This window comes from Phreatobacter aquaticus (assembly GCF_005160265.1).
Classification (GTDB): domain Bacteria; phylum Pseudomonadota; class Alphaproteobacteria; order Rhizobiales; family Phreatobacteraceae; genus Phreatobacter; species Phreatobacter aquaticus.
In genome coordinates this window covers 1,325,636-1,343,006 of record NZ_CP039865.1, presented here as the reverse complement: position 1 = coordinate 1,343,006, position 17,371 = coordinate 1,325,636, and the positions used below count along the sequence as shown (strand labels likewise).

The 17,371-nt window shown below is 66.7% G+C and carries 19 protein-coding genes and 1 pseudogene; 8 read left to right on the top strand and 12 right to left on the bottom strand.

Annotated features, from left to right (window positions below; genetic code table 11):
- Positions 1-53: 53 nt before the first annotated feature.
- From rph to E8L99_RS06240, 5 genes are all read left to right on the top strand, one after another.
- Complete coding sequence (gene rph, locus E8L99_RS06260; protein ID WP_137098732.1) at positions 54-767, top strand: ribonuclease PH; 714 nt, start codon at positions 54-56, stop codon at positions 765-767.
- Entirely contained in the window at positions 764-1,408 is a 645-nt protein-coding gene (locus tag E8L99_RS06255) for a non-canonical purine NTP pyrophosphatase (protein ID WP_137098731.1), read from the top strand. Before rph ends, E8L99_RS06255 begins: the two co-directional genes overlap by 4 nt.
- A gap of 42 nt (positions 1,409-1,450) precedes the next feature.
- Positions 1,451-2,614: a radical SAM family heme chaperone HemW gene (hemW, locus tag E8L99_RS06250; protein ID WP_137101987.1), complete on the top strand. Its 1,164-nt coding sequence runs from the start codon at positions 1,451-1,453 to the stop codon at positions 2,612-2,614.
- A gap of 9 nt (positions 2,615-2,623) precedes the next feature.
- Positions 2,624-4,003, top strand: coding sequence for an ActS/PrrB/RegB family redox-sensitive histidine kinase (locus E8L99_RS06245; RefSeq protein WP_137098730.1), 1,380 nt, complete (start codon positions 2,624-2,626; stop codon positions 4,001-4,003).
- Between the two features lie 67 nt (positions 4,004-4,070).
- Complete coding sequence (locus tag E8L99_RS06240; RefSeq protein ID WP_168201585.1) at positions 4,071-4,631, top strand: ActR/PrrA/RegA family redox response regulator transcription factor; 561 nt, start codon at positions 4,071-4,073, stop codon at positions 4,629-4,631.
- Positions 4,632-4,634: 3 nt separating this feature from the next.
- Here E8L99_RS06240 and allE read toward each other — a convergent pair whose 3' ends face one another.
- The 3 genes from allE to E8L99_RS06225 are packed head-to-tail and all read right to left on the bottom strand — an operon-like array spanning position 4,635 to position 6,417.
- The gene (allE, locus tag E8L99_RS06235) at positions 4,635-5,429 is read right to left on the bottom strand and encodes a (S)-ureidoglycine aminohydrolase (RefSeq protein WP_137098728.1); all 795 of its coding nucleotides are present in this window, start codon (positions 5,427-5,429) and stop codon (positions 4,635-4,637) included.
- A gap of 23 nt (positions 5,430-5,452) precedes the next feature.
- Complete coding sequence (locus E8L99_RS06230; protein ID WP_137101986.1) at positions 5,453-5,938, bottom strand: MmcB family DNA repair protein; 486 nt, start codon at positions 5,936-5,938, stop codon at positions 5,453-5,455.
- A gap of 50 nt (positions 5,939-5,988) precedes the next feature.
- On the bottom strand, positions 5,989-6,417 hold the full coding sequence (locus tag E8L99_RS06225) for a DUF1801 domain-containing protein (protein ID WP_137098727.1): 429 nt from the start codon (positions 6,415-6,417) through the stop codon (positions 5,989-5,991).
- A 220-nt stretch (positions 6,418-6,637) separates the two neighbouring features.
- Between E8L99_RS06225 and rpsO the strand changes: the two genes are divergently transcribed.
- From rpsO to E8L99_RS06210, 3 genes are all read left to right on the top strand, one after another.
- Positions 6,638-6,907: a 30S ribosomal protein S15 gene (gene rpsO / locus E8L99_RS06220; RefSeq protein ID WP_137098726.1), complete on the top strand. Its 270-nt coding sequence runs from the start codon at positions 6,638-6,640 to the stop codon at positions 6,905-6,907.
- A gap of 293 nt (positions 6,908-7,200) precedes the next feature.
- Positions 7,201-9,345, top strand: coding sequence for a polyribonucleotide nucleotidyltransferase (gene pnp / locus E8L99_RS06215; protein ID WP_137098725.1), 2,145 nt, complete (start codon positions 7,201-7,203; stop codon positions 9,343-9,345).
- Between the two features lie 185 nt (positions 9,346-9,530).
- A complete protein-coding gene (locus E8L99_RS06210; protein WP_137098724.1) occupies positions 9,531-9,920 on the top strand; it encodes a hypothetical protein in 390 nt (129 codons plus the stop codon).
- Positions 9,921-9,924: 4 nt separating this feature from the next.
- Here the strand turns inward: E8L99_RS06210 and E8L99_RS06205 are convergent, their stop codons facing one another.
- The 9 genes and pseudogenes from E8L99_RS06205 to msrA all read right to left on the bottom strand — a co-directional run bounded on the left by E8L99_RS06205 (position 9,925) and on the right by msrA (position 17,346).
- A complete protein-coding gene (locus tag E8L99_RS06205) occupies positions 9,925-10,773 on the bottom strand; it encodes an alpha/beta hydrolase (protein WP_137098723.1) in 849 nt (282 codons plus the stop codon).
- Between the two features lie 99 nt (positions 10,774-10,872).
- Positions 10,873-11,538 (bottom strand): annotated as a pseudogene (locus E8L99_RS06200) (lectin).
- A gap of 122 nt (positions 11,539-11,660) precedes the next feature.
- Positions 11,661-12,989: a malonyl-CoA decarboxylase gene (locus E8L99_RS06195; RefSeq protein WP_137098722.1), complete on the bottom strand. Its 1,329-nt coding sequence runs from the start codon at positions 12,987-12,989 to the stop codon at positions 11,661-11,663.
- A 103-nt stretch (positions 12,990-13,092) separates the two neighbouring features.
- Complete coding sequence (locus E8L99_RS06190) at positions 13,093-13,881, bottom strand: enoyl-CoA hydratase (protein WP_137098721.1); 789 nt, start codon at positions 13,879-13,881, stop codon at positions 13,093-13,095.
- 83 nt (positions 13,882-13,964) lie between these two features.
- Positions 13,965-14,939, bottom strand: coding sequence for a type I pantothenate kinase (gene coaA / locus E8L99_RS06185; RefSeq protein WP_137098720.1), 975 nt, complete (start codon positions 14,937-14,939; stop codon positions 13,965-13,967).
- Positions 14,936-15,259: a phosphoribosyl-ATP diphosphatase gene (locus E8L99_RS06180; protein ID WP_137098719.1), complete on the bottom strand. Its 324-nt coding sequence runs from the start codon at positions 15,257-15,259 to the stop codon at positions 14,936-14,938. The genes coaA and E8L99_RS06180 overlap by 4 nt, the downstream gene beginning before the upstream one ends.
- A 136-nt stretch (positions 15,260-15,395) precedes the next feature.
- Positions 15,396-15,896, bottom strand: a complete 501-nt coding sequence (locus tag E8L99_RS06175) for a GNAT family N-acetyltransferase (protein WP_137101985.1) — start codon at positions 15,894-15,896, stop codon at positions 15,396-15,398.
- A 20-nt stretch (positions 15,897-15,916) separates the two neighbouring features.
- Positions 15,917-16,696 (bottom strand): CHAD domain-containing protein, encoded by a 780-nt coding sequence (locus E8L99_RS06170; RefSeq protein ID WP_137098718.1) that lies wholly within the window; start codon positions 16,694-16,696, stop codon positions 15,917-15,919.
- Positions 16,693-17,346: a peptide-methionine (S)-S-oxide reductase MsrA gene (gene msrA, locus E8L99_RS06165; RefSeq protein ID WP_137098717.1), complete on the bottom strand. Its 654-nt coding sequence runs from the start codon at positions 17,344-17,346 to the stop codon at positions 16,693-16,695. The genes E8L99_RS06170 and msrA overlap by 4 nt, the downstream gene beginning before the upstream one ends.
- Positions 17,347-17,371 lie beyond the last annotated feature (25 nt).

Here is a 17,371-nt window from a genome sequence, read left to right as displayed (position 1 = left end):
ATGGGCGGCGACCTCTAGAACCGCCCGACCTTTGATCCAGCCGGGAAACTGCCATGCGACCCTCCAAACGCGCTCCGGATGTGCTGCGCCCCGTCTCGCTCGAACGTGCGGTCGCCCGCTATGCGGAAGGATCGTGCTTCGTGAAGTTCGGCAATACCCATGTGCTGTGCACGGCTTCGCTCGAGGAAAAGCCGCCTGCCTGGCTGCGCGGCCAGGGCCGCGGCTGGGTGACGGCGGAATATTCGATGCTGCCGCGCGCGACGCTGGAGCGGACGAGGCGGGAATCGAATTCCGGCAAGGTGTCCGGCCGGACCCACGAGATCCAGCGGCTGATCGGCCGCTCGCTGCGCACCATCGTCGATCTGCCCGCGCTCGGCGAACGCCAGATCACGGTGGATTGCGATGTGATCCAGGCCGATGGCGGCACCCGCACCGCATCCATCACCGGCGCCTGGGTGGCCCTGCACGACTGCATCGCCTGGATGCAGGCGCGCTCGATGGTCAAGACCAACCCGCTGAAGGACCATATCGCGGCCGTGTCCTGCGGCATCTACAATGGCACGCCGGTTCTCGACCTCGATTATGCTGAGGATTCGGAAGCCGAAACCGACGCCAATTTCGTGCTGACCGGCTCGGGCGGGATCGTCGAGATCCAGGGCACCGCCGAGAAGACGCCCTTCTCCGAGGATGAACTGATGCAGCTCCTGGCGCTCGCCAAGTCCGGCTGCGCCAGGCTGGTCGACCTGCAAAAGACGGCCGTGGCATGACGTCCCGTCATCTCGCGCCCGGAACGAAGCTGGTCATTGCCACCCACAACAAGGGCAAGCTCGCGGAATTCCGCGATCTTCTGCGTCCTTACGGCATCGACATCGTCTCGGCCGCCGAACTTGGGCTACCGGAACCCGAAGAAACCGGCACGCTCTATGCCGAGAACGCCGCGATCAAGGCGCGCGCCGCGACCACGGCCACCGGGCTGCCGGCGATCTCGGACGATAGCGGCCTCGCCGTCGATGCGCTCGACGGCGCGCCCGGCCTGTTCACCGCCGACTGGGCCGGGAACCCCCGCGACTTCGACGCCGCCATGGGCCGCGTCAATCACGAACTGGCCCTGCGCGGGATCACGACGACCGGCGCGCGCGCGCATTTCGTCGCCGCACTCTGCGTGACCTGGCCGGACGGCGATGAGGCGATCTTCGAGGGGCGGGTGTTCGGCACGCTGGTCTGGCCGCCGCGCGGTGCCGCCGGATTCGGCTATGATCCGATGTTCCTGCCCGACGGCCACCAGCGCACCTTTGGCGAAATGACCGCGACTGAGAAGCATGGTCTGCCGCCGGAAGGCCAGGGCCTGTCGCACCGGGCCCGCGCCTTCATCGGCCTTGCCCAGACGCTGCTCGCGAAGACGGCTTGAGAGACCTATCTTGAGCCGATGATGGGCAACACGATTCCAGGCATGGGCGGCAAGGGTGATCCCGGCTTCGGGGTCTATGTCCATTGGCCGTTCTGCGCGTCCAAATGCCCCTATTGCGATTTCAACAGCCATGTCCGGCACGCCGCGCCGGATCAGGAGCGCTTTGTCGCAGGCTTTGCGCGCGAGCTTGGTAGCGCTGCCGCACGGACGCCGGGGCGCACCGTCTCCTCCATCTTCCTCGGCGGTGGCACCCCGTCGCTGATGGAGCCGAGCACGGTCGGCGCCGTGCTCGACCGGATCGCCAGGCTCTGGACGATCTCCCCCGACTGCGAGATCTCGCTGGAAGCCAATCCGACCAGCGTCGAGGCCGAGCGCTTCAAGGGGTTCCGCGCGGCCGGCGTCAACCGGGTGTCGCTCGGTGTCCAGGCACTCAACGATACCGACCTCAAGAGCCTCGGGCGCATGCATTCGGTCGATGAGGCGCTCGCCGCCGTCGACATCGCACGGCGCCATTTCGACCGCTACTCGTTCGATCTGATCTATGCGCGCCCGGGCCAGACGCCCGAGGCCTGGGAGGCGGAACTACGCCGCGCCATCGGGGAGGCTGCCGAGCACCTGTCGCTCTACCAACTGACCATCGAGGCCGGCACGATGTTCGAGGCGCTTCACAAGGCCGGCAAGCTTGCCATGCCCGATCCGGACATGGGGCGCGTGCTCTATGATCTCACGCAGGAGATCTGCAACGCCGCCGGATTGCCGGCCTACGAGATTTCCAATCATGCCCGCCCCGGCGCCGAGTGCCGGCACAACATGATCTACTGGAGATCCGGCGATTTCGTCGGCGCAGGCCCCGGCGCGCACGGGCGCCTCACCCTTGGCAACGGCCGGATCGCCACCTCGACGGAGCGGCATCCCGAGACCTGGCTCGACCTCGTGGAGCGGCACGGCACCGGCATCATCGCCGAAGAACACCTGGTCCAGATCGAGAATGCCGACGAGTTCCTCGTCATGGGCCTGCGCCTCGCCGAGGGTATCGACCTTGCCCGCTACGAGGCCCTGTCCGGCCGCGCGCTCGACGACGGCCGGATCCGTTTCCTCGAAGCCGAGGGCCTGGTGTCCAGGCCCAGCGCCAACCGGCTCAAGGTCACGCCAGCCGGCTTTCCCGTTCTGGACGCCGTGGTGGCCGATCTCGCGCAGCAGGACTAAGCTCAACCCATGAAGCTGCAGCCAGCCCCGCCCTTTCCGTTCGAGCCGACCTGGCGCCGCAGCGTCCGGTTGGAAACGCTGCTGCGGCTGCGCTGGTTCGCGATTGTCGGCCAGAGCGCGGCGATCCTGTCCGTGTTCATCTTCATGGATTCGGCGCTGCCCATCGAATGGTGCATGATCGCGGTTGGCGCCTCGGCCTGGCTGAATATCTCGCTGCGCTGGCGCTATCCCGCAAACCACCGTCTGACCGCGCCGGAGGCCGGCGCATCGCTCGCCTGGGACATTCTGCAGCTGACATTCCTGCTTTCGCTGACCGGCGGGCTCGAAAACCCCTTCGCCTTCCTGCTGCTGGCGCCCGTCCTGATCTCGGCGACCGCGCTGCCCACCCGCATGACGGTGATCATCGCAGGGCTCGCCATCATCGGCGCCACCATCGTCGCGCTGTTCCATATGCCGCTGCCGTGGGAATGGCGCGACGAATTGCGGCTGCCGTCGCTCTATCTGGCCGGCGTCTGGGTCGCCCTCATGCTGTGCATCTGCTTCATCGGCATCTACGCGTGGCAGGTGGCCGAGGAATCGCGCCAGTTCAATGATGCCCTCGCCGCAGCGGAGCTTGTGCTCGCCCGCGAACAGCATCTCTCCCAGCTTGACGGGCTTGCGGCCGCGGCAGCCCATGAACTTGGCACACCACTCGCGACCATCGCGCTGGTCGCCAAGGAGCTCGCCGGGGAATTGCCCAAGGACGGGCCGATCGGCGAGGACATCAAGCTTCTGGGCGAACAGGTGAAGCGCTGCCGCGACATCCTGGCGAAGCTGAAGAGCCTGTCGAGCGGTGACGCCCCCTTTGACACGATGCCACTCGCCCAGCTGATCGAGGAAGTGGTGCAGCCGCATCGGTTCTTCGACATCCAGATCAATGTCAGCCTGCCCGAGATCCGCGAGGGCGAACCGGTTCTTCAGCGCAATCCGGGCGTTCTCTATGGCCTGGGCAACATCGTCGAGAACGCGGTCGATTTCGCGCGATCGGAGGTCAACGTGACCGCACGCTGGACCGAGACCGAAGTGACGGTGACCGTGATCGACGATGGCCCTGGTCTTGCGGCTGATGTCATCGACCGGATGGGCGAACCCTACCTCACACACCAGCGGGTGCGCGGCCGCCGCCGCCCTGGCATGAGCGACCAGCCGGGCGAGGAGCCCACGGGCCTCGGCCTCGGGGTGTTCATCGCCAAGCGCTTCCTCGAACGCTCGGGCGCCCGCATTGCCTGGCGCAACCGTCAGGCCCCGGAAACCGGCGCCATCGTCGAGATCATCTGGCCGAAATCGGCCTTTGACGGGATCAGTGAAACGCGGCCCTTTGCCGCGCCTCATCCGGCCACCGAGGCTTGAGCAACTGGCGGGACAGCTTAAGTAACGTCTGACAAGCGCGGCAATGCGCGCCATCGGGGGATCGTTGATGCCTGACCAGGAAACCGCAGCGGCGATGCTCCCTGCCGACCGCTCGCTGCTGATCGTCGATGACGACCGGCCGTTCCTGCAGCGCCTGAGCCGCGCCATGGAAGCGCGCGGCTTTGCCGTCACCTCGGCCGACAGCGTCGCCGATGGCCTGTCTGCCGTCGCCGCCAACCCTCCCGCCTTTGCCGTGGTCGACATGCGGCTTGGCGATGGCAACGGCCTTGACGTCATTTCGGCACTGAAGGCGGCCCGGCCCGACGCGCGCGGGGTGATCCTCACCGGCTATGGCAATATCGCGACCGCCGTCACGGCGGTGAAGCTCGGTGCCGTCGACTATCTCGCCAAGCCAGCCGATGCCGATGAGGTCTTCGCGGCGCTGATGGCGCTGGTGCGCACGACAACCGAGCTGCCGGAGAACCCGATGTCGGCTGACCGGGTGCGCTGGGAGCACATCCAACGCATCTATGAACTCTGCGGCCGCAATGTCTCGGAAACGGCGCGACGGCTCGGCATGCACCGCCGCACCCTGCAGCGCATCCTTGCCAAGCGGGCGCCGCGCTGAGCTCTAGAAGCTGATGTCGCGATTGACGTTCTTGTAGAGCAGGTAGGCGGCCTCGCCAAAGCCCGTGGGATAGAATTGCTGCGGGCAATAGGCGCCCATCCAGATGAAGTCGCCAGCCCAGATCTCGTGCCAGTCGCCAGCGAGATAGTACAGGCCCTGCCCCTCGAGCATGACCAGGCCGTGCTCCATGATGTGGGTCTCGACATCGGGGAAATAGGCGCCCGGCTGGAACGACAGGATGTTGATCTCCATGTCGAAGCGGAAGTCGCCGGCGCCGAGCAGCAGTTTCCAGTTGCGGCCTTCCGCGCCTGTCAGGTTGGTGGCCGGCACCTTGTCGCGATGGGAAACGATCGGGTCCGGCGGCGGCAGGCCGATCGATTCATAAGGCTTGGTCAGGCGCTCTACCCGGGCGGGGCCTGGGGATTCATTGCGCAGGCTGAAGCGTGTTCCCGGCGGCAGGTAGGCGAAGCCGCCGGCGGTCAGCTCCTGCGGCTCCCCATCCTCGACGTGGATCACCACGGTGCCTTCGATCACGAAGAAGAAGTGCTGCGGTTGTGCCAGGATCATCCCGCGCGTGCCGCCACCCGGCGCGATCGCCAGCAGAGCCTGTGCGAACTCGGCGCCCAGAGCCGGTGCCGCCTGGAAATGGACGACGGTCTGCTCGTAGTCCGGCAGCCTGCTCGACAGGATGCCTTCCGGCGGCATGAAGGCATAATTCGGCTTCACGACAGCGCGGCCATGGCCGATGGCGCCTGGTGGCAGATGGCCGGGCCGGAGGGAGAGCGCGTTCGGGTGCATGAGCGAACCTTTGGCTGGTGGTATCAGAATTCTTGCGGCAGGCGCGCCTGCGGGTCGTGCAGGATGGTCAGGCGGCTGGCGGCGGCGCGGGCAAAGCGCAGCATCATGACCTTGCGGGTGGGCGCCGGCAGCGCCGCCGCAACGCCCTCGCGGATGATCTCGGCACCATGGCCGTCGGCCAGGATCAGACCGGCATCTTCGGGCAGGACCTCGACCGGGAAATCGGGGGCCACCGCGAACAGCACGCGATCGGCATGGGCTCGGTAGTCGGCCCATTTGCGGTCGGCGCGGAAATCCTCGATCGACGACTTGATCTCGACGATCCAGATCGTGCCGTTGGCCGAAAGCGCTGTCAGGTCGGCACGGCGGCCGGATGGCAGCGGCAATTCGGGCACGATCGCGAAATCGAGCGCCGCGAGCAGCCGCGTCGTACCGCGCGCAATCGCCAGCGCACGGACGGACTGGCGCCCATCCGGCACCGGGACAAGGGAAGCGGTCGCTCGATCCATCATGCCATTATGATCCGGCCCATGCGCTGTTGGAATCGCTGTTTACCGCTTCAAGCCCTGCGCTTGCGGCTGTGGTAGGTCAGCGCCAGTGCGATGCAATGGCCAAGCGCCGCGCGGGGCAAGGGCGCATCGCGCTCGAAGACGATGCTCCGGGTGCCCTCGAAGCGGAGCTCATCGGAATAGAGCGCGCGGTACGTCGCCACCAGATCGGTCTGGCAATGGACGAACAGGGCATAGCGCGCATCATCCCGCTTGACCTGGTCGATGCGGATCGTGCTGCCGCTGCCGGACGGCGTCAGGTAGCTGGGCTGTCCCCATTTCAGGGTTTCCACGAGCGCACCGACCCCGGGCGTGGCGTCCGCGGTCTCGAAGATCAGGCGTCGCAGGTCAAGCAGCCTCGCGCGAAGCTCCGGGGGATAGGCCGCATAGATCGCAGCCACGCTGGCATCGGCAAAGGGCGGGTCAACCGGGTCGGCCATGGCGTCTGTCTCCCCCTGCCCGGTGAGCCCAAGCCGGCCCCCGTGATCCGGCACGCTTCCCTTGCGCCCGTTTTCGTGTATAAGCCGCGCCTTCGGTGGTGCCCCATGGCACTGCCGGTCCGCGAGACACCGTCACCGACATTCTCCGGAACCGCCCGACCACGCTGGACGACATCCCGGCTTGGCCGCAAGACCAACATCACACCTTAAGGATCACCCGATGTCGATCACCGACGCCCGCAAGCTTGAAGTCGTCAAGGAATATGCCACGAAGGAAGGCGACACCGGTTCGCCCGAAGTCCAGGTTGCCATCCTGACGACCCGCATCACCAACCTCACCGAGCATTTCAAGACCCACGTGAAGGACAACCATTCGCGTCGTGGTCTGCTGAAGCTGGTCTCCCAGCGCCGTTCGCTTCTCGACTATCTGAAGCGCAAGGACGAGGCCCGCTACAAGTCGCTCATCGAGCGCCTCGGCATCCGCCGCTGATATCTGGAACCGGCCTCGCCGCTCAATCGAGCGCGGGGCCGTTTCGCATCCGGACCCGAAGCTGCCACCTGTCGTGGAGCTGCCGGTGTCCCAGACAGGGGATCGTCCGCTCCCGGGCGCTCCCATATTCGGGGCTGCGAAGGGTCGCCGCCCCTGCTTGAAAGCCAAGCCACTGGACAGACTGACCGCCATGGCAGGATCGCAAGGAGCTCGGGGCGTCTGACGCCCGGATCGAGCTTCTCGCCGTCTTGCGCATGGCCGTCTCTCGTCCGTACGTCCGAGAAAGGAATTCCATGTTCGACATTCATCGCGAGGAGATCACCTGGGGTGGTCGCAAGCTCGTTCTCGAAACCGGCAAGATCGCCCGCCAGGCGCACGGCGCCGTGCTCGCCACCTATGGCGACACCTCGGTGCTCGCCACCGTCGTCTCCAACTACGAGCCGAAGGCCGGCATCGACTTCTTCCCGCTGACCGTCAACTACCAGGAGAAGTACTTCGCCGCGGGACGCATCCCCGGTGGCTACTTCAAGCGTGAGGGACAGCCGACCGAGCGCGAGACGCTGGTCTCCCGCCTGATCGACCGTCCGATCCGTCCGCTCTTCGTCGACGGCTACAAGAACGAGACCCAGGTCATCGTCACGACGCTCTCCCATGACATGGAGAACGATCCGGACATCCTCGCCATGGTCGCGGCCTCCGCTGCCCTGACGCTTTCGGGCGTGCCCTTCATGGGCCCGATCGGCGGCGCGCGCGTCGGCTATATCGACGGCGAATACGTCCTGAACCCCTATATCGACGACATGAAGGAATCGAAGCTCGACCTCGTCGTCGCCGGCACCGCCGACGCCGTTCTGATGGTGGAATCGGAAGCCCAGGAGCTCTCCGAAGAGGTGATGCTCGGCGCCGTCATGTTCGGCCACAAGTACTTCCAGCCGGTGATCAACGCGATCGTCGCGCTCGCCGAGAAGGCCGCCAAGGAACCCCGCGACTTCACGCCGCCGGACCACTCCGCCCTTGAGGCCGAGATGCTGAAGCTGGTCGAGAAGGAGCTGCGCGCTGCCTACACGATCCGCGAGAAGACCGCCCGCTACAGCGCGGTCGGCGAGGTCAAGAAGAAGGCGATCGCCGCTTTCGCCGGCGAAGGCGAAGGCAAGCACGACAAGCTGGTGGTTGCCGGCGTGTTCAAGGAGCTCGAGGCCAAGGTCGTTCGCCTGAACATCCTGGATACCGGCTCGCGCATCGACGGCCGCGACCTGACGACGGTTCGCCCGATCGTCTCGGAAGTCGGCATCCTGCCGCGCACCCACGGCTCGGCGCTGTTCACCCGCGGCGAGACCCAGGCTTTCGTGGTCACCACGCTCGGCACCGCCGAGGACGAGCAGTTCATCGACGCGCTGAACGGCACCTACAAGGAGAACTTCCTCCTGCACTACAACTTCCCTCCCTATTCGGTGGGTGAAGCTGGGCGCATGGGCCGTCCGGGCCGCCGCGAAGTCGGTCACGGCAAGCTCGCCTGGCGCGCGGTGCATCCGATGCTGCCGGAGAAGCACGAGTTCCCCTACACGATCCGCGTCGTCTCGGAGATCACCGAGTCCAACGGTTCCTCCTCGATGGCCACGGTCTGCGGCGCCTCGCTGGCGCTGATGGATGCCGGCGTGCCGATCAAGCGGCCGGTCGCGGGCATCGCCATGGGCCTCATCCTCGAGGGCGAGCGCTTCGCGGTTCTGTCCGACATCCTTGGCGACGAGGATCACCTCGGCGACATGGACTTCAAGGTGGCCGGCTCGGCCGAGGGCATCACCTCGCTGCAGATGGACATCAAGATCGCCGGCATCACCGAGGAGATCATGAAGGTCGCCCTCAGCCAGGCGAAGGGTGGCCGCGAGCACATTCTCGGCGAGATGGCCAATGCGCTGACCTCGGCGCGTTCGGAGCTCGGCGAGCATGCCCCGCGCATCGAGAGCTTCAAGATCCCGACCGACAAGATCCGTGAAGTGATCGGCACCGGCGGCAAGGTGATCCGCGAGATCGTCGAGAAGACCGGCGCCAAGGTCAACATCGAGGACGACGGCACCGTGAAGGTCGCATCCGCCAATGGCGAATCGATCCGCGCGGCGGTCAACTGGATCAAGTCGATCACCCAGGAGCCCGAGCTCGGCCTCATCTACGACGGCACCGTCGTCAAGGTGGTCGATTTCGGCGCCTTCGTGAACTTCTTCGGTTCGCGCGACGGCCTCGTCCACATCTCGCAGCTCGCTGCCAACCGCGTCGCCAAGGTGTCCGACGTGGTCAAGGAAGGCGACAAGGTGAAGGTCAAGCTGCTCGGCTTCGACGATCGCGGCAAGACCCGCCTGTCGATGAAGATCGTCGACCAGGTGACCGGCGAAGACCTCGAGAAGAAGCAGAAGGAAGCCGGCGAGGGCGACGCTGCCGAGTGAGGCAGAGCCGCTTCGCCTGAGGTTCCTCAGGCTCATTGATCAGCAAAGGGCGGCCTTCGGGTCGCCCTTTCGCGTTCAGGTCGTCATTTCCTCCAACGCCGATGCATCCAGAAGCCCTCTTCGCGCGTAGTCCGGTCATCGGAGCCACAATCGCGCCCGCTTAACCCAAGCGCCTGGAGGACCCTATGCGATATCGCCTTGCCGTCCTGACGATTGCCCTGTTCCCGACCCTTGCCGCCGCCTCGCCGATGTCCGGCGATGACATCCGTGCTGACATCGCGGGACGGGCTGTCTATCTCGCCGTGCCGCTTGGCGGCGAATTCCCGCTCAATTACCGGCCCGGAGGCCGCGTCGACGGCAATGGCGAGGCGCTTGGGCTCGGCCGCTATCTGGCGCCCAAGGATACCGGACGCTGGTGGATTTCCGGCGACCAGCTCTGCCAGCGTTTCACCAAATGGTATGACGGTGCGCAATCCTGCTTCCGCCTGACACGGACGGGGCCGCGCTCATTGAACTGGGTGCGCGACAACGGCCAGACCGGCACGGCGCGGATCGGCGCCGCGATCGGCGATTGAGGCCTCAGCCGGCGCCCAAGAAGCGTGTCACATCGGCAAGCGTCGGCGCTGTTCCGCTGAGGAACCCGTTGAACGCCAGGATCGTACCGGGATGGCCGACGCCCTCATAGCGGCGCAGCTCGACGCGTGAGCCGGCCGCCTGAAGCCGCCGCGCCAAGGCCTCCGAATTGCGCGGCAGGACCGTCGTGTCGGCGGTGCCAGTACCAAGCAGCATGGGCGGCGCGCCTCGCCGGACGAGATTGACCGGCTGGGTGCGGGAGAGATCGCGCGTCTGGCCGAAAGCGGCGATGGTCGAGGGATGGTCAAGCGGCAGGAAGTCGTAGGGGCCGGACAGCGCGGCGACACGGCGAATCGTTCCGGGCGGAACGCCTGCTCCTGCCAGGAAGCGGGGATCGAGCGCCAGCATCACGGCGTTGTAGGCGCCGGCCGAATGGCCCAGCACCGAGATGCGCTGGGGATCGCCGCCATAAGTCGCGATTGACTGGCGGATGAAGCGGAGCGCAAGCGCGCCATCCTCGACGAAACCGGGAAAGCGGACCTCCGGCACCAGCCGGTAGTCGGCGATGACGGTTACGAAACCGCGCGCCGCGAGCGCCTGCCCGACAAAGCCATAGGTCTCCTTCGAGCCGCTCGACCAGGAGCCACCATAGATGAACAGGACGACCGGGCGTCGGGTACCGTCTCGTGGAGGCGCGTAGATGTCCAGCTTGTGGCGCGCAGCCGGACCGAAGGACACGTCACTGGCGAGCGCCTGACCTCCGAAGAGCTGGGCCAGGGCGCGGGCCGGCGCAAAGGGCAGGAGCGCTGCACCTGCCGACAGGAGGCTCAGTGCGTGGCGGCGGGGGATGTGCATGTTGGCCTCTGCGGGTTCGGCTCCGGGTGAAGCCGATACTCCGCAGAGGTTCGTTTGGTTGCGCCGATCACGCCGAATTGGCGATGACGGCCATACGGCTCAATTTGCGGCGAAGCAGTAGAACAGGCCGTTGCCACCGGTCGCCTTGAGCGCGTCGATGTTGCAGGCGCGCGTCGGATGCGAGGTGTTCCACGACAGGGCCGGCGGCGAGGTGTCGAGGCCCGCGCGGTCGTGATGGCCGACCATGGCATTGCCGTCGCCGCTCTTGGTCCAGTTGCCGCAGGTGCGGTCGTCGGTGCCGGTGAAGGCGGTGCCGTCGGCCTAGCTGCCGGTCAGGATGTCATGCATGTTCGGCGTATCGCCACGGCCGTTGACCACAGCACCGGTCTCGGTGAGAGCGGTCTGCTTGGTGATGTTGTTCTGGCCGTGCAGTTCGGCGACATCCTTGGCGATGACCACGCCGCGCGCGTTCTGCCACGGGCCACGGCCGATCCGGTCGCGCGCATTGACGGCGTTGGCGCCTTGCGTCGACAGATAGGCGCGCCAGGTGCGGGCACCCGCGCCGGCAGCGGCGGCAAGCGTCTGGCAGTGGCGATCGGCGCCCTCGAGCCCGCCGAGATTGGCGCCATTGCCCGGTCCCGCCGAGGTGATGAAGAAGCTCATATTCGCCTGCTGAGCTGTGGCCGGAGCGGCCGAGAGCAGGGCCGCAGCTGCGGCCGCGCCGAGAACAGTCAGGGTCCGGATGGCGGAGCGATGTGACGTCATGGTGGTCCTCCCTTGTCTTGGATGCATGTGACGCATCGGAAGGACCCTAGAAAGGCCATGCCCAGCCGCCAAAACACGGCTTGGTGAGACGTGTAACCTTATTACCCTGGAGAACGACCGGTTCAGGCCTTGGCGTCGGCGAGCTTCTTGACCGCCGAACTGGTCACCACCTGCCGCCGCTCGGCATAGGCCTCGTGGTTCTCCTCGATCCGCCCGAGATCGTAGAGGTAGTTGACCATCACGCCATGCGACTGGGCGAGCCCGGACGCTGAAAGATCGGCGCCGGCGTTGATCCGCTCCAGCCTTGCGCCATTGCCGAGATGAAAGCGGGCGACCGGATCGAGCGGCCGGTTTCCGGTGCCCTTGGCGGTCAGAAAGTACCGTGCGGCCAGACGCGCCAGCAGCCGGTCCAGCTTCTCGACGCGCGCAGGGCTTTCCCGCCAGTCGGGCTTGTCGAGCGCCGCCAGCGCGCCGCGCTCCTCGGATGTCAGCGCGCCGGTCTCGGTGGCCCGTTCCTTGGCGAGCCAGGCAGCGAAGCGCGGCACCGGCGACAGCGTGACGAAGGTGGTGAGCTTGGGCAGCTCGCGCTTCAGTTCCTCCACCACCTGCTTGATGAGAAACGAGCCAAAGGAGATCCCGGCCAGGCCGTTCTGGCAATTGGAGATCGAATAGAACACGGCGACGCGGGCGTCGTCGGCCGGCATGGGCGTGCCACCCTCAGCGATCAGCGGGCCGATGGCCGCCGGGATCTCGGCGGTCAGCGCCACCTCGACGAAGATCAGCGGCTCGTCCTCGAGCTGGGGATGGAAGAAGGCGTAGCAGCGCCGATCCTCGGGCTCCAGCCGGCGCCTGAGCTCGTCCCAGTCGCGGATCTCGTGGACCGCCTCGTAGCGGATGATCTTTTCCAGGATATTGGCCGGGGTCGACCAGTCGATGCGCCTCACAACCAGGAAGCCTCTGTTGAACCAGGACGAGAACAGGTGCACGAGATCGGTGTCGAGCACCTTGAGGCCGGGATGATCGTCGAGCCTGGCCAGCACGTCCTCGCGCAGCCGGACCAGCGACAAGGTTCCACGCGGCGCGAGATTGAGCCTGCGGACAAGCTCCTGCCGGCGCGGCTCGGCCGCCACATGGAGGGCGGCGGCTCTGGCCTCGGTCGGATCGGCGGAATAGGCTTCGATGGCATCGGCCAGCCGCTTGCGGTCGGGACCAAGCCGGTCGGCAATGGCGAGCAGGACCTCGGTCCGCCCGTCGGCGTCGAGCGCCTCATAGCCGGTCAGGATATCGCGGGCGAGGGCGACGCCGGAGGCCTCGCCCCGTCTGGACAGCAGGGCATCGGCCAGCAGGCTGAGATCGGCGGCCTTGCGCGGGCGGGTGTCGGCCTCGGGCCAACCGATCAGTTCCCGGCTGCGCCTGGAGACGGTTGCGAGAAGGTCGGCGACATAGGTCATGGGGCCTCCACCAGCAGAGCGCGCTCATCGTGCCACAGAATGCTGCGGCGCGATAAGGCCCTTTGATGGCGAAGGCTCCAGGTGCCGTCAGCTGTTGGTGAACTCAGCTGTTCGAGAACTTGGCCGGCCGCTTGTCGGCGAAGGCCGCCATGCCTTCCTTCTGGTCCGCCATGGAGAACATGGCGTGGAACACGCGGCGCTCGAACCGGACGCCCTCGGCAAGCGTGGTCTCATAGGCGCGATTGACCGATTCCTTGGTCATCATGACCGATGGCATCGACATGTCGGCGATCTGGGCCGCGACCTTCAGGGCCTCGTCGACCAGATCGGCCGCCGGGATCACGCGCGATACGAGGCCGACGCGCTCGGCCTCGGCGGCGTCCATCATCCGCCCGGTCAGGCACATTTCCATGGCCTTCGACTTGCCGACGAAGCGGGTGAGCCGCTGGGTGCCGCCGGCGCCAGGCATGACGCCGAGCTTGATCTCCGGCTGGCCGAACTTCGCGGTGTCGGCCGCCAGGATGAAGTCACACATCATGGCGAGTTCGCAGCCGCCGCCGAGCGCGAAGCCCGCCACCGCCGCGATGATCGGCTTGCGCCGCTGGGCGACCCGGTCCCAGGCGGTGATGAAGTCTTCCAGATAGGTTTCCGGATAGGCCTTGTCCTTCATCTCCATGATGTCGGCGCCGGCCGCGAAGGCCCGCTCCGACCCGGTGATCACCATGCAGCCGATGCCGCGGTCGCGCTCGAAGCCGTCGAGGGCCAGGTTGATCTCGGCGACCAGCTGGGAGTTCAGCGCGTTCAGCGCCTTCGGCCGGTTCAGCGTGATGAGGCCGACCTTGCCGCGGGTTTCGACAAGGATGGTCTCGTAGGCAGCGGTCTCTTGGGTCATGGCGCGTCCTTGAGGGCGATCGGGTGGCCAAACAGCTATCCGAGGCGGCCCGCACTGTCATCCCGTCCGGAAGAGGGACCGGCTCACACGCGCCGGAGGCTGACCTCGGCGATGCGGTGATTGTCGCCCTTCTTGAGGATGAGCGTGGCGCGCTGGCGGGTCGGCAGGATGTTGTCGCGCAGATTGACCAGGTTGATGCCGTACCAGAGCGCCAGCGCGGTCTTCATCGCCTCGAAGTCGGATTTCTCGGCATAGCGGCGGAAGTAGCTCTGCGGATCGCGGAAGGCGGTGTCGCGCAGCCGCATGAAGCGCTCGAGATACCAGCGCTCCAGCACGTCCTCCTCGGCATCGATGAAGATCGAGAAGTCGAAGTAGTCGGAGACATAGGGGATGGCCTTGCCATCGCGCGGCGGCCGCCCCGTCTGCAGCACGTTGAGGCCCTCGACGATGAGGATGTCGGGCCGGTCGACCTCGGCGGTCTCGCCGGGCATGACATCGTAGACGAGATGGGAGTAGAGCGGCGCCTTCACGTGCCGCTTGCCAGCCTTCACATCGGCCAGGAAGCGCAGCAGCGCCTTGGCGTCGTAGCTCTCCGGGAAGCCCTTCTTCTTCATCAGCCCCTCGCGCTCGAGATAGGCATTGGGGAAGAGGAAGCCGTCAGTCGTGACCAGCGAGACCTTCGGCGTGTTGGACCAGCGCGACAGGAGCGCCTGCAGCACGCGCGAGGTGGTCGACTTGCCGACCGCCACCGATCCGGCGACACCGATGACGAAGGGGATCTTGACGTCCGTTGCCCCGAGGAAGGCCTGGCTGGCGCGCGACAGGTTCTGCTGGGCCGCGACATAGAAGGACAGGAGGCGCGAGATCGGCAGGTAGATCGCCTCGACCTCCTCGATCGACAACTGGTCGGTGAACGACTTGAGCTTCGTGACCTCGTCGGTCGTCAGCGTCATCGGTGTGTCGGCGCGCTTGGCGGCCCATTGCTCACGGGTGAAGACGCGGTAGGGCGAGAGAGCCTCCTCGTACTCGGTGGGTGCAACCTGCGCTGGTTCGTTCACGTCCGGGGCCTCGCGGCCTTCTCGGCATGGCCGGACTGGCTCGTGCGGCGGTCGAGCTCGGCCAGCACATCGCCAAGCGCGATACCGCGGCTCTTCCAGAGCACCATGAGGTGGAACAGCACGTCGGCGCTCTCGGCGACCAGCGCCTTCGGATCGCCCTCGACGCCGGCAATGACCGTCTCGATTGCCTCCTCGCCGAACTTGCGGGCGCAATGGGCCGGCCCCTTGGCGACCAGCGAGGCGGTGTAGCTCTGGTCCGGCGGCGCGGAGGCGCGGGCGGCGACGATCGTCTCGAGATCGGCGAGCGTGAAGGAACTCATGACCTTGCACTCATGGGGCTTGGCACTCGGGACTTGGCACTCGGGGACCTGGAGGTCGCAGCGATGGTCGACACGCTGATAGCGCGGCCTCGGTCGGGGCCGGGACGGCGGCATCTTGCAGATATGCCCGGCGATGTCACGCTGGTGGAAGGTCGGATGACGCTGGAAGCGGCCGGACCATGTAGCGGGCGCCCTCGCCATAGGTCGCGAGCTTGGCGTCGAGATCGGGCCTTGAGACGGTCTCGAAGCCCTGCCGCCGCCAGAACGGCGCCGAGCCGTTGACCGCCACCAGGGAGAGATCGGCAAGCCCCGCCGCGCTCGCCTTCTCCGCCAGGATCCGTGTCACCGCCTGCCCCATGCCGGAGCCGCGGAGCTCGGGCAGGATGGCGACGTCGTGGACGTACCAGGTTGCCGGAGACACCGGGAGACCCTGCAGGAGACTGTCCAGCGGCGGCGGCTGAAAAGCCCGCCAGGGATGGCTTATGCAATAGCCCAGCGCGACGTTATCCGGAACAAGAAGGAGACATCCCTCCGGCGCCAAAGCCAGTCTTTCCGCGAAAACCTCCGCACTTTCCGGGAAATCCGGGTGGACAAGGGTGGCAATTTTAAAGACCGCGGGAAGATCGGCCGGTTGCATCGGGCGCCAGGATGCTGCGGTCATGACCGGCGCCAGTCAACGAGGATATCCCGGCGCGGCCGGGCAAAGGCGCGCGCGCCGGCGCGGCTGATCTGCCGCTCCAGCCGGCTGCGGCGGGCATCGATGCGGACGCGCTTGGCGGATGAGGGCTTGCCGGCCCGCCCCAGCCTCGCGGCGAGAAGATCGAGATCGCGCAACTCGCCGAGCAGGTCGCCGAGCATTGCCAGCCGCTTCGGCCGCGGATCGGAGCCTTTCGGCCGAAGGACGCCGAGCGCCTCGACCAGATGGAGGCAATCCTTGATGCGCTTGCGGGCCTCGTGCAGCCGTTCGGACTCAGGCTCGGCCAGATAGGCCCGGAAAGCCTTGCGGGCCCGGCCGTAGAAGCGGGCGACGGCACGGGCGAGAAAGTGCTTGGGCGCATCCGCCGCCGCAAGACCCGCGATCGACTTCGCCTGGCGGGCGAGCGCACGGGCGAGGCTTGGCAGATCGACCGCGACGGCGGCCTCGGGGAGGGCCGGGCGCGCGGCGCCGATGGTTTCGGCGGCAATCTGCATGGCATGGGCATCGCGGAGCGGCGCGAGTGCATGGGCGACGGCGCGAAGACGGCCGTTTTCCAGGCCGGCCTTGCTCTCTGCCAGCGGCTTCAGCGCCCGCAAGAGGCTGCGGGCGCGCTTGATGTGACGACGGGCCTGATGAACGGCCGTGACCGGGTCCTTGGGCGCCGCCATCAGCCGCCCGGCCTCGCGGGCATGGGCGGCGGCGGCAGCGGCAAGGTCGCCCGGTCGTGCGACGGGCTTCAAGCGGTCACTCCGACCCCGATCTGGCAGGCGACGCCGGTGCCGCCCAGACCGCAATAGCCATTGGGGTTCTTGGCGAGATATTGCTGGTGGTAGTCCTCGGCGAAATAGAAGGCCGGGGCGTCGACGATCTCGGTGGTGATCGGCCCGTAGCCGCGGGCTGCCAGCGCCTTGCCATAGGCCTCCTTCGAGGCCTCGGCGGCGGCGCGTTGGGCGGCATTGGCGACATAGAGGCCGGACCGGTACTGGGTGCCGACATCATTGCCCTGGCGCATGCCCTGGGTCGGATCGTGGCTTTCCCAGAACGTCTTCAGCACCGTCTCGGTCGAGACCTTGGCCGGGTCATAGACCACCAGAACCACCTCGTTGTGGCCGGTCATGCCGGAACAGACCTCGTCATAGGTCGGATTGGGCGTGAGGCCGCCGGCATAGCCGACCGCGGTGACCCAGACACCCGGCAGCTGCCAGAACTTGCGCTCGGCGCCCCAGAAACAGCCGATGCCGACGACCAGTGTCTCGAAGCCGTCGGGATAAGGCCCCTTCAGCGCATGGCCGTTGACGAAATGCCGATCGGGCACGGGCATGGCCTGCGTGCGGCCCGGAAGAGCCTCGGCAGCGGTCGGGAGAGCGAGCTTCTTGCGGAACATGAACATGACAATTCCTCCTTCAAGGCCCTGT

Excerpts from the sequence above, each read along its gene's own strand:
- rph (WP_137098732.1), top strand. The coding sequence starts at position 54 with ATGCGACCCTCCAAACGCGCTCCGGATGTGCTGCGCCCCGTCTCGCTC.
- E8L99_RS06255 (WP_137098731.1), top strand. The coding sequence starts at position 764 with ATGACGTCCCGTCATCTCGCGCCCGGAACGAAGCTGGTCATTGCCACC.
- hemW (WP_137101987.1), top strand. The coding sequence starts at position 1,451 with ATGGGCGGCAAGGGTGATCCCGGCTTCGGGGTCTATGTCCATTGGCCG.
- E8L99_RS06245 (WP_137098730.1), top strand. The coding sequence starts at position 2,624 with ATGAAGCTGCAGCCAGCCCCGCCCTTTCCGTTCGAGCCGACCTGGCGC.
- E8L99_RS06240 (WP_168201585.1), top strand. The coding sequence starts at position 4,071 with ATGCCTGACCAGGAAACCGCAGCGGCGATGCTCCCTGCCGACCGCTCG.
- allE (WP_137098728.1), bottom strand. The coding sequence starts at position 5,429 with ATGCACCCGAACGCGCTCTCCCTCCGGCCCGGCCATCTGCCACCAGGC.
- E8L99_RS06230 (WP_137101986.1), bottom strand. The coding sequence starts at position 5,938 with ATGGATCGAGCGACCGCTTCCCTTGTCCCGGTGCCGGATGGGCGCCAG.
- E8L99_RS06225 (WP_137098727.1), bottom strand. The coding sequence starts at position 6,417 with ATGGCCGACCCGGTTGACCCGCCCTTTGCCGATGCCAGCGTGGCTGCG.
- rpsO (WP_137098726.1), top strand. The coding sequence starts at position 6,638 with ATGTCGATCACCGACGCCCGCAAGCTTGAAGTCGTCAAGGAATATGCC.
- pnp (WP_137098725.1), top strand. The coding sequence starts at position 7,201 with ATGTTCGACATTCATCGCGAGGAGATCACCTGGGGTGGTCGCAAGCTC.
- E8L99_RS06210 (WP_137098724.1), top strand. The coding sequence starts at position 9,531 with ATGCGATATCGCCTTGCCGTCCTGACGATTGCCCTGTTCCCGACCCTT.
- E8L99_RS06205 (WP_137098723.1), bottom strand. The coding sequence starts at position 10,773 with ATGCACATCCCCCGCCGCCACGCACTGAGCCTCCTGTCGGCAGGTGCA.
- E8L99_RS06195 (WP_137098722.1), bottom strand. The coding sequence starts at position 12,989 with ATGACCTATGTCGCCGACCTTCTCGCAACCGTCTCCAGGCGCAGCCGG.
- E8L99_RS06190 (WP_137098721.1), bottom strand. The coding sequence starts at position 13,881 with ATGACCCAAGAGACCGCTGCCTACGAGACCATCCTTGTCGAAACCCGC.
- E8L99_RS06180 (WP_137098719.1), bottom strand. The coding sequence starts at position 15,259 with ATGAGTTCCTTCACGCTCGCCGATCTCGAGACGATCGTCGCCGCCCGC.
- E8L99_RS06175 (WP_137101985.1), bottom strand. The coding sequence starts at position 15,896 with ATGCAACCGGCCGATCTTCCCGCGGTCTTTAAAATTGCCACCCTTGTC.
- msrA (WP_137098717.1), bottom strand. The coding sequence starts at position 17,346 with ATGTTCATGTTCCGCAAGAAGCTCGCTCTCCCGACCGCTGCCGAGGCT.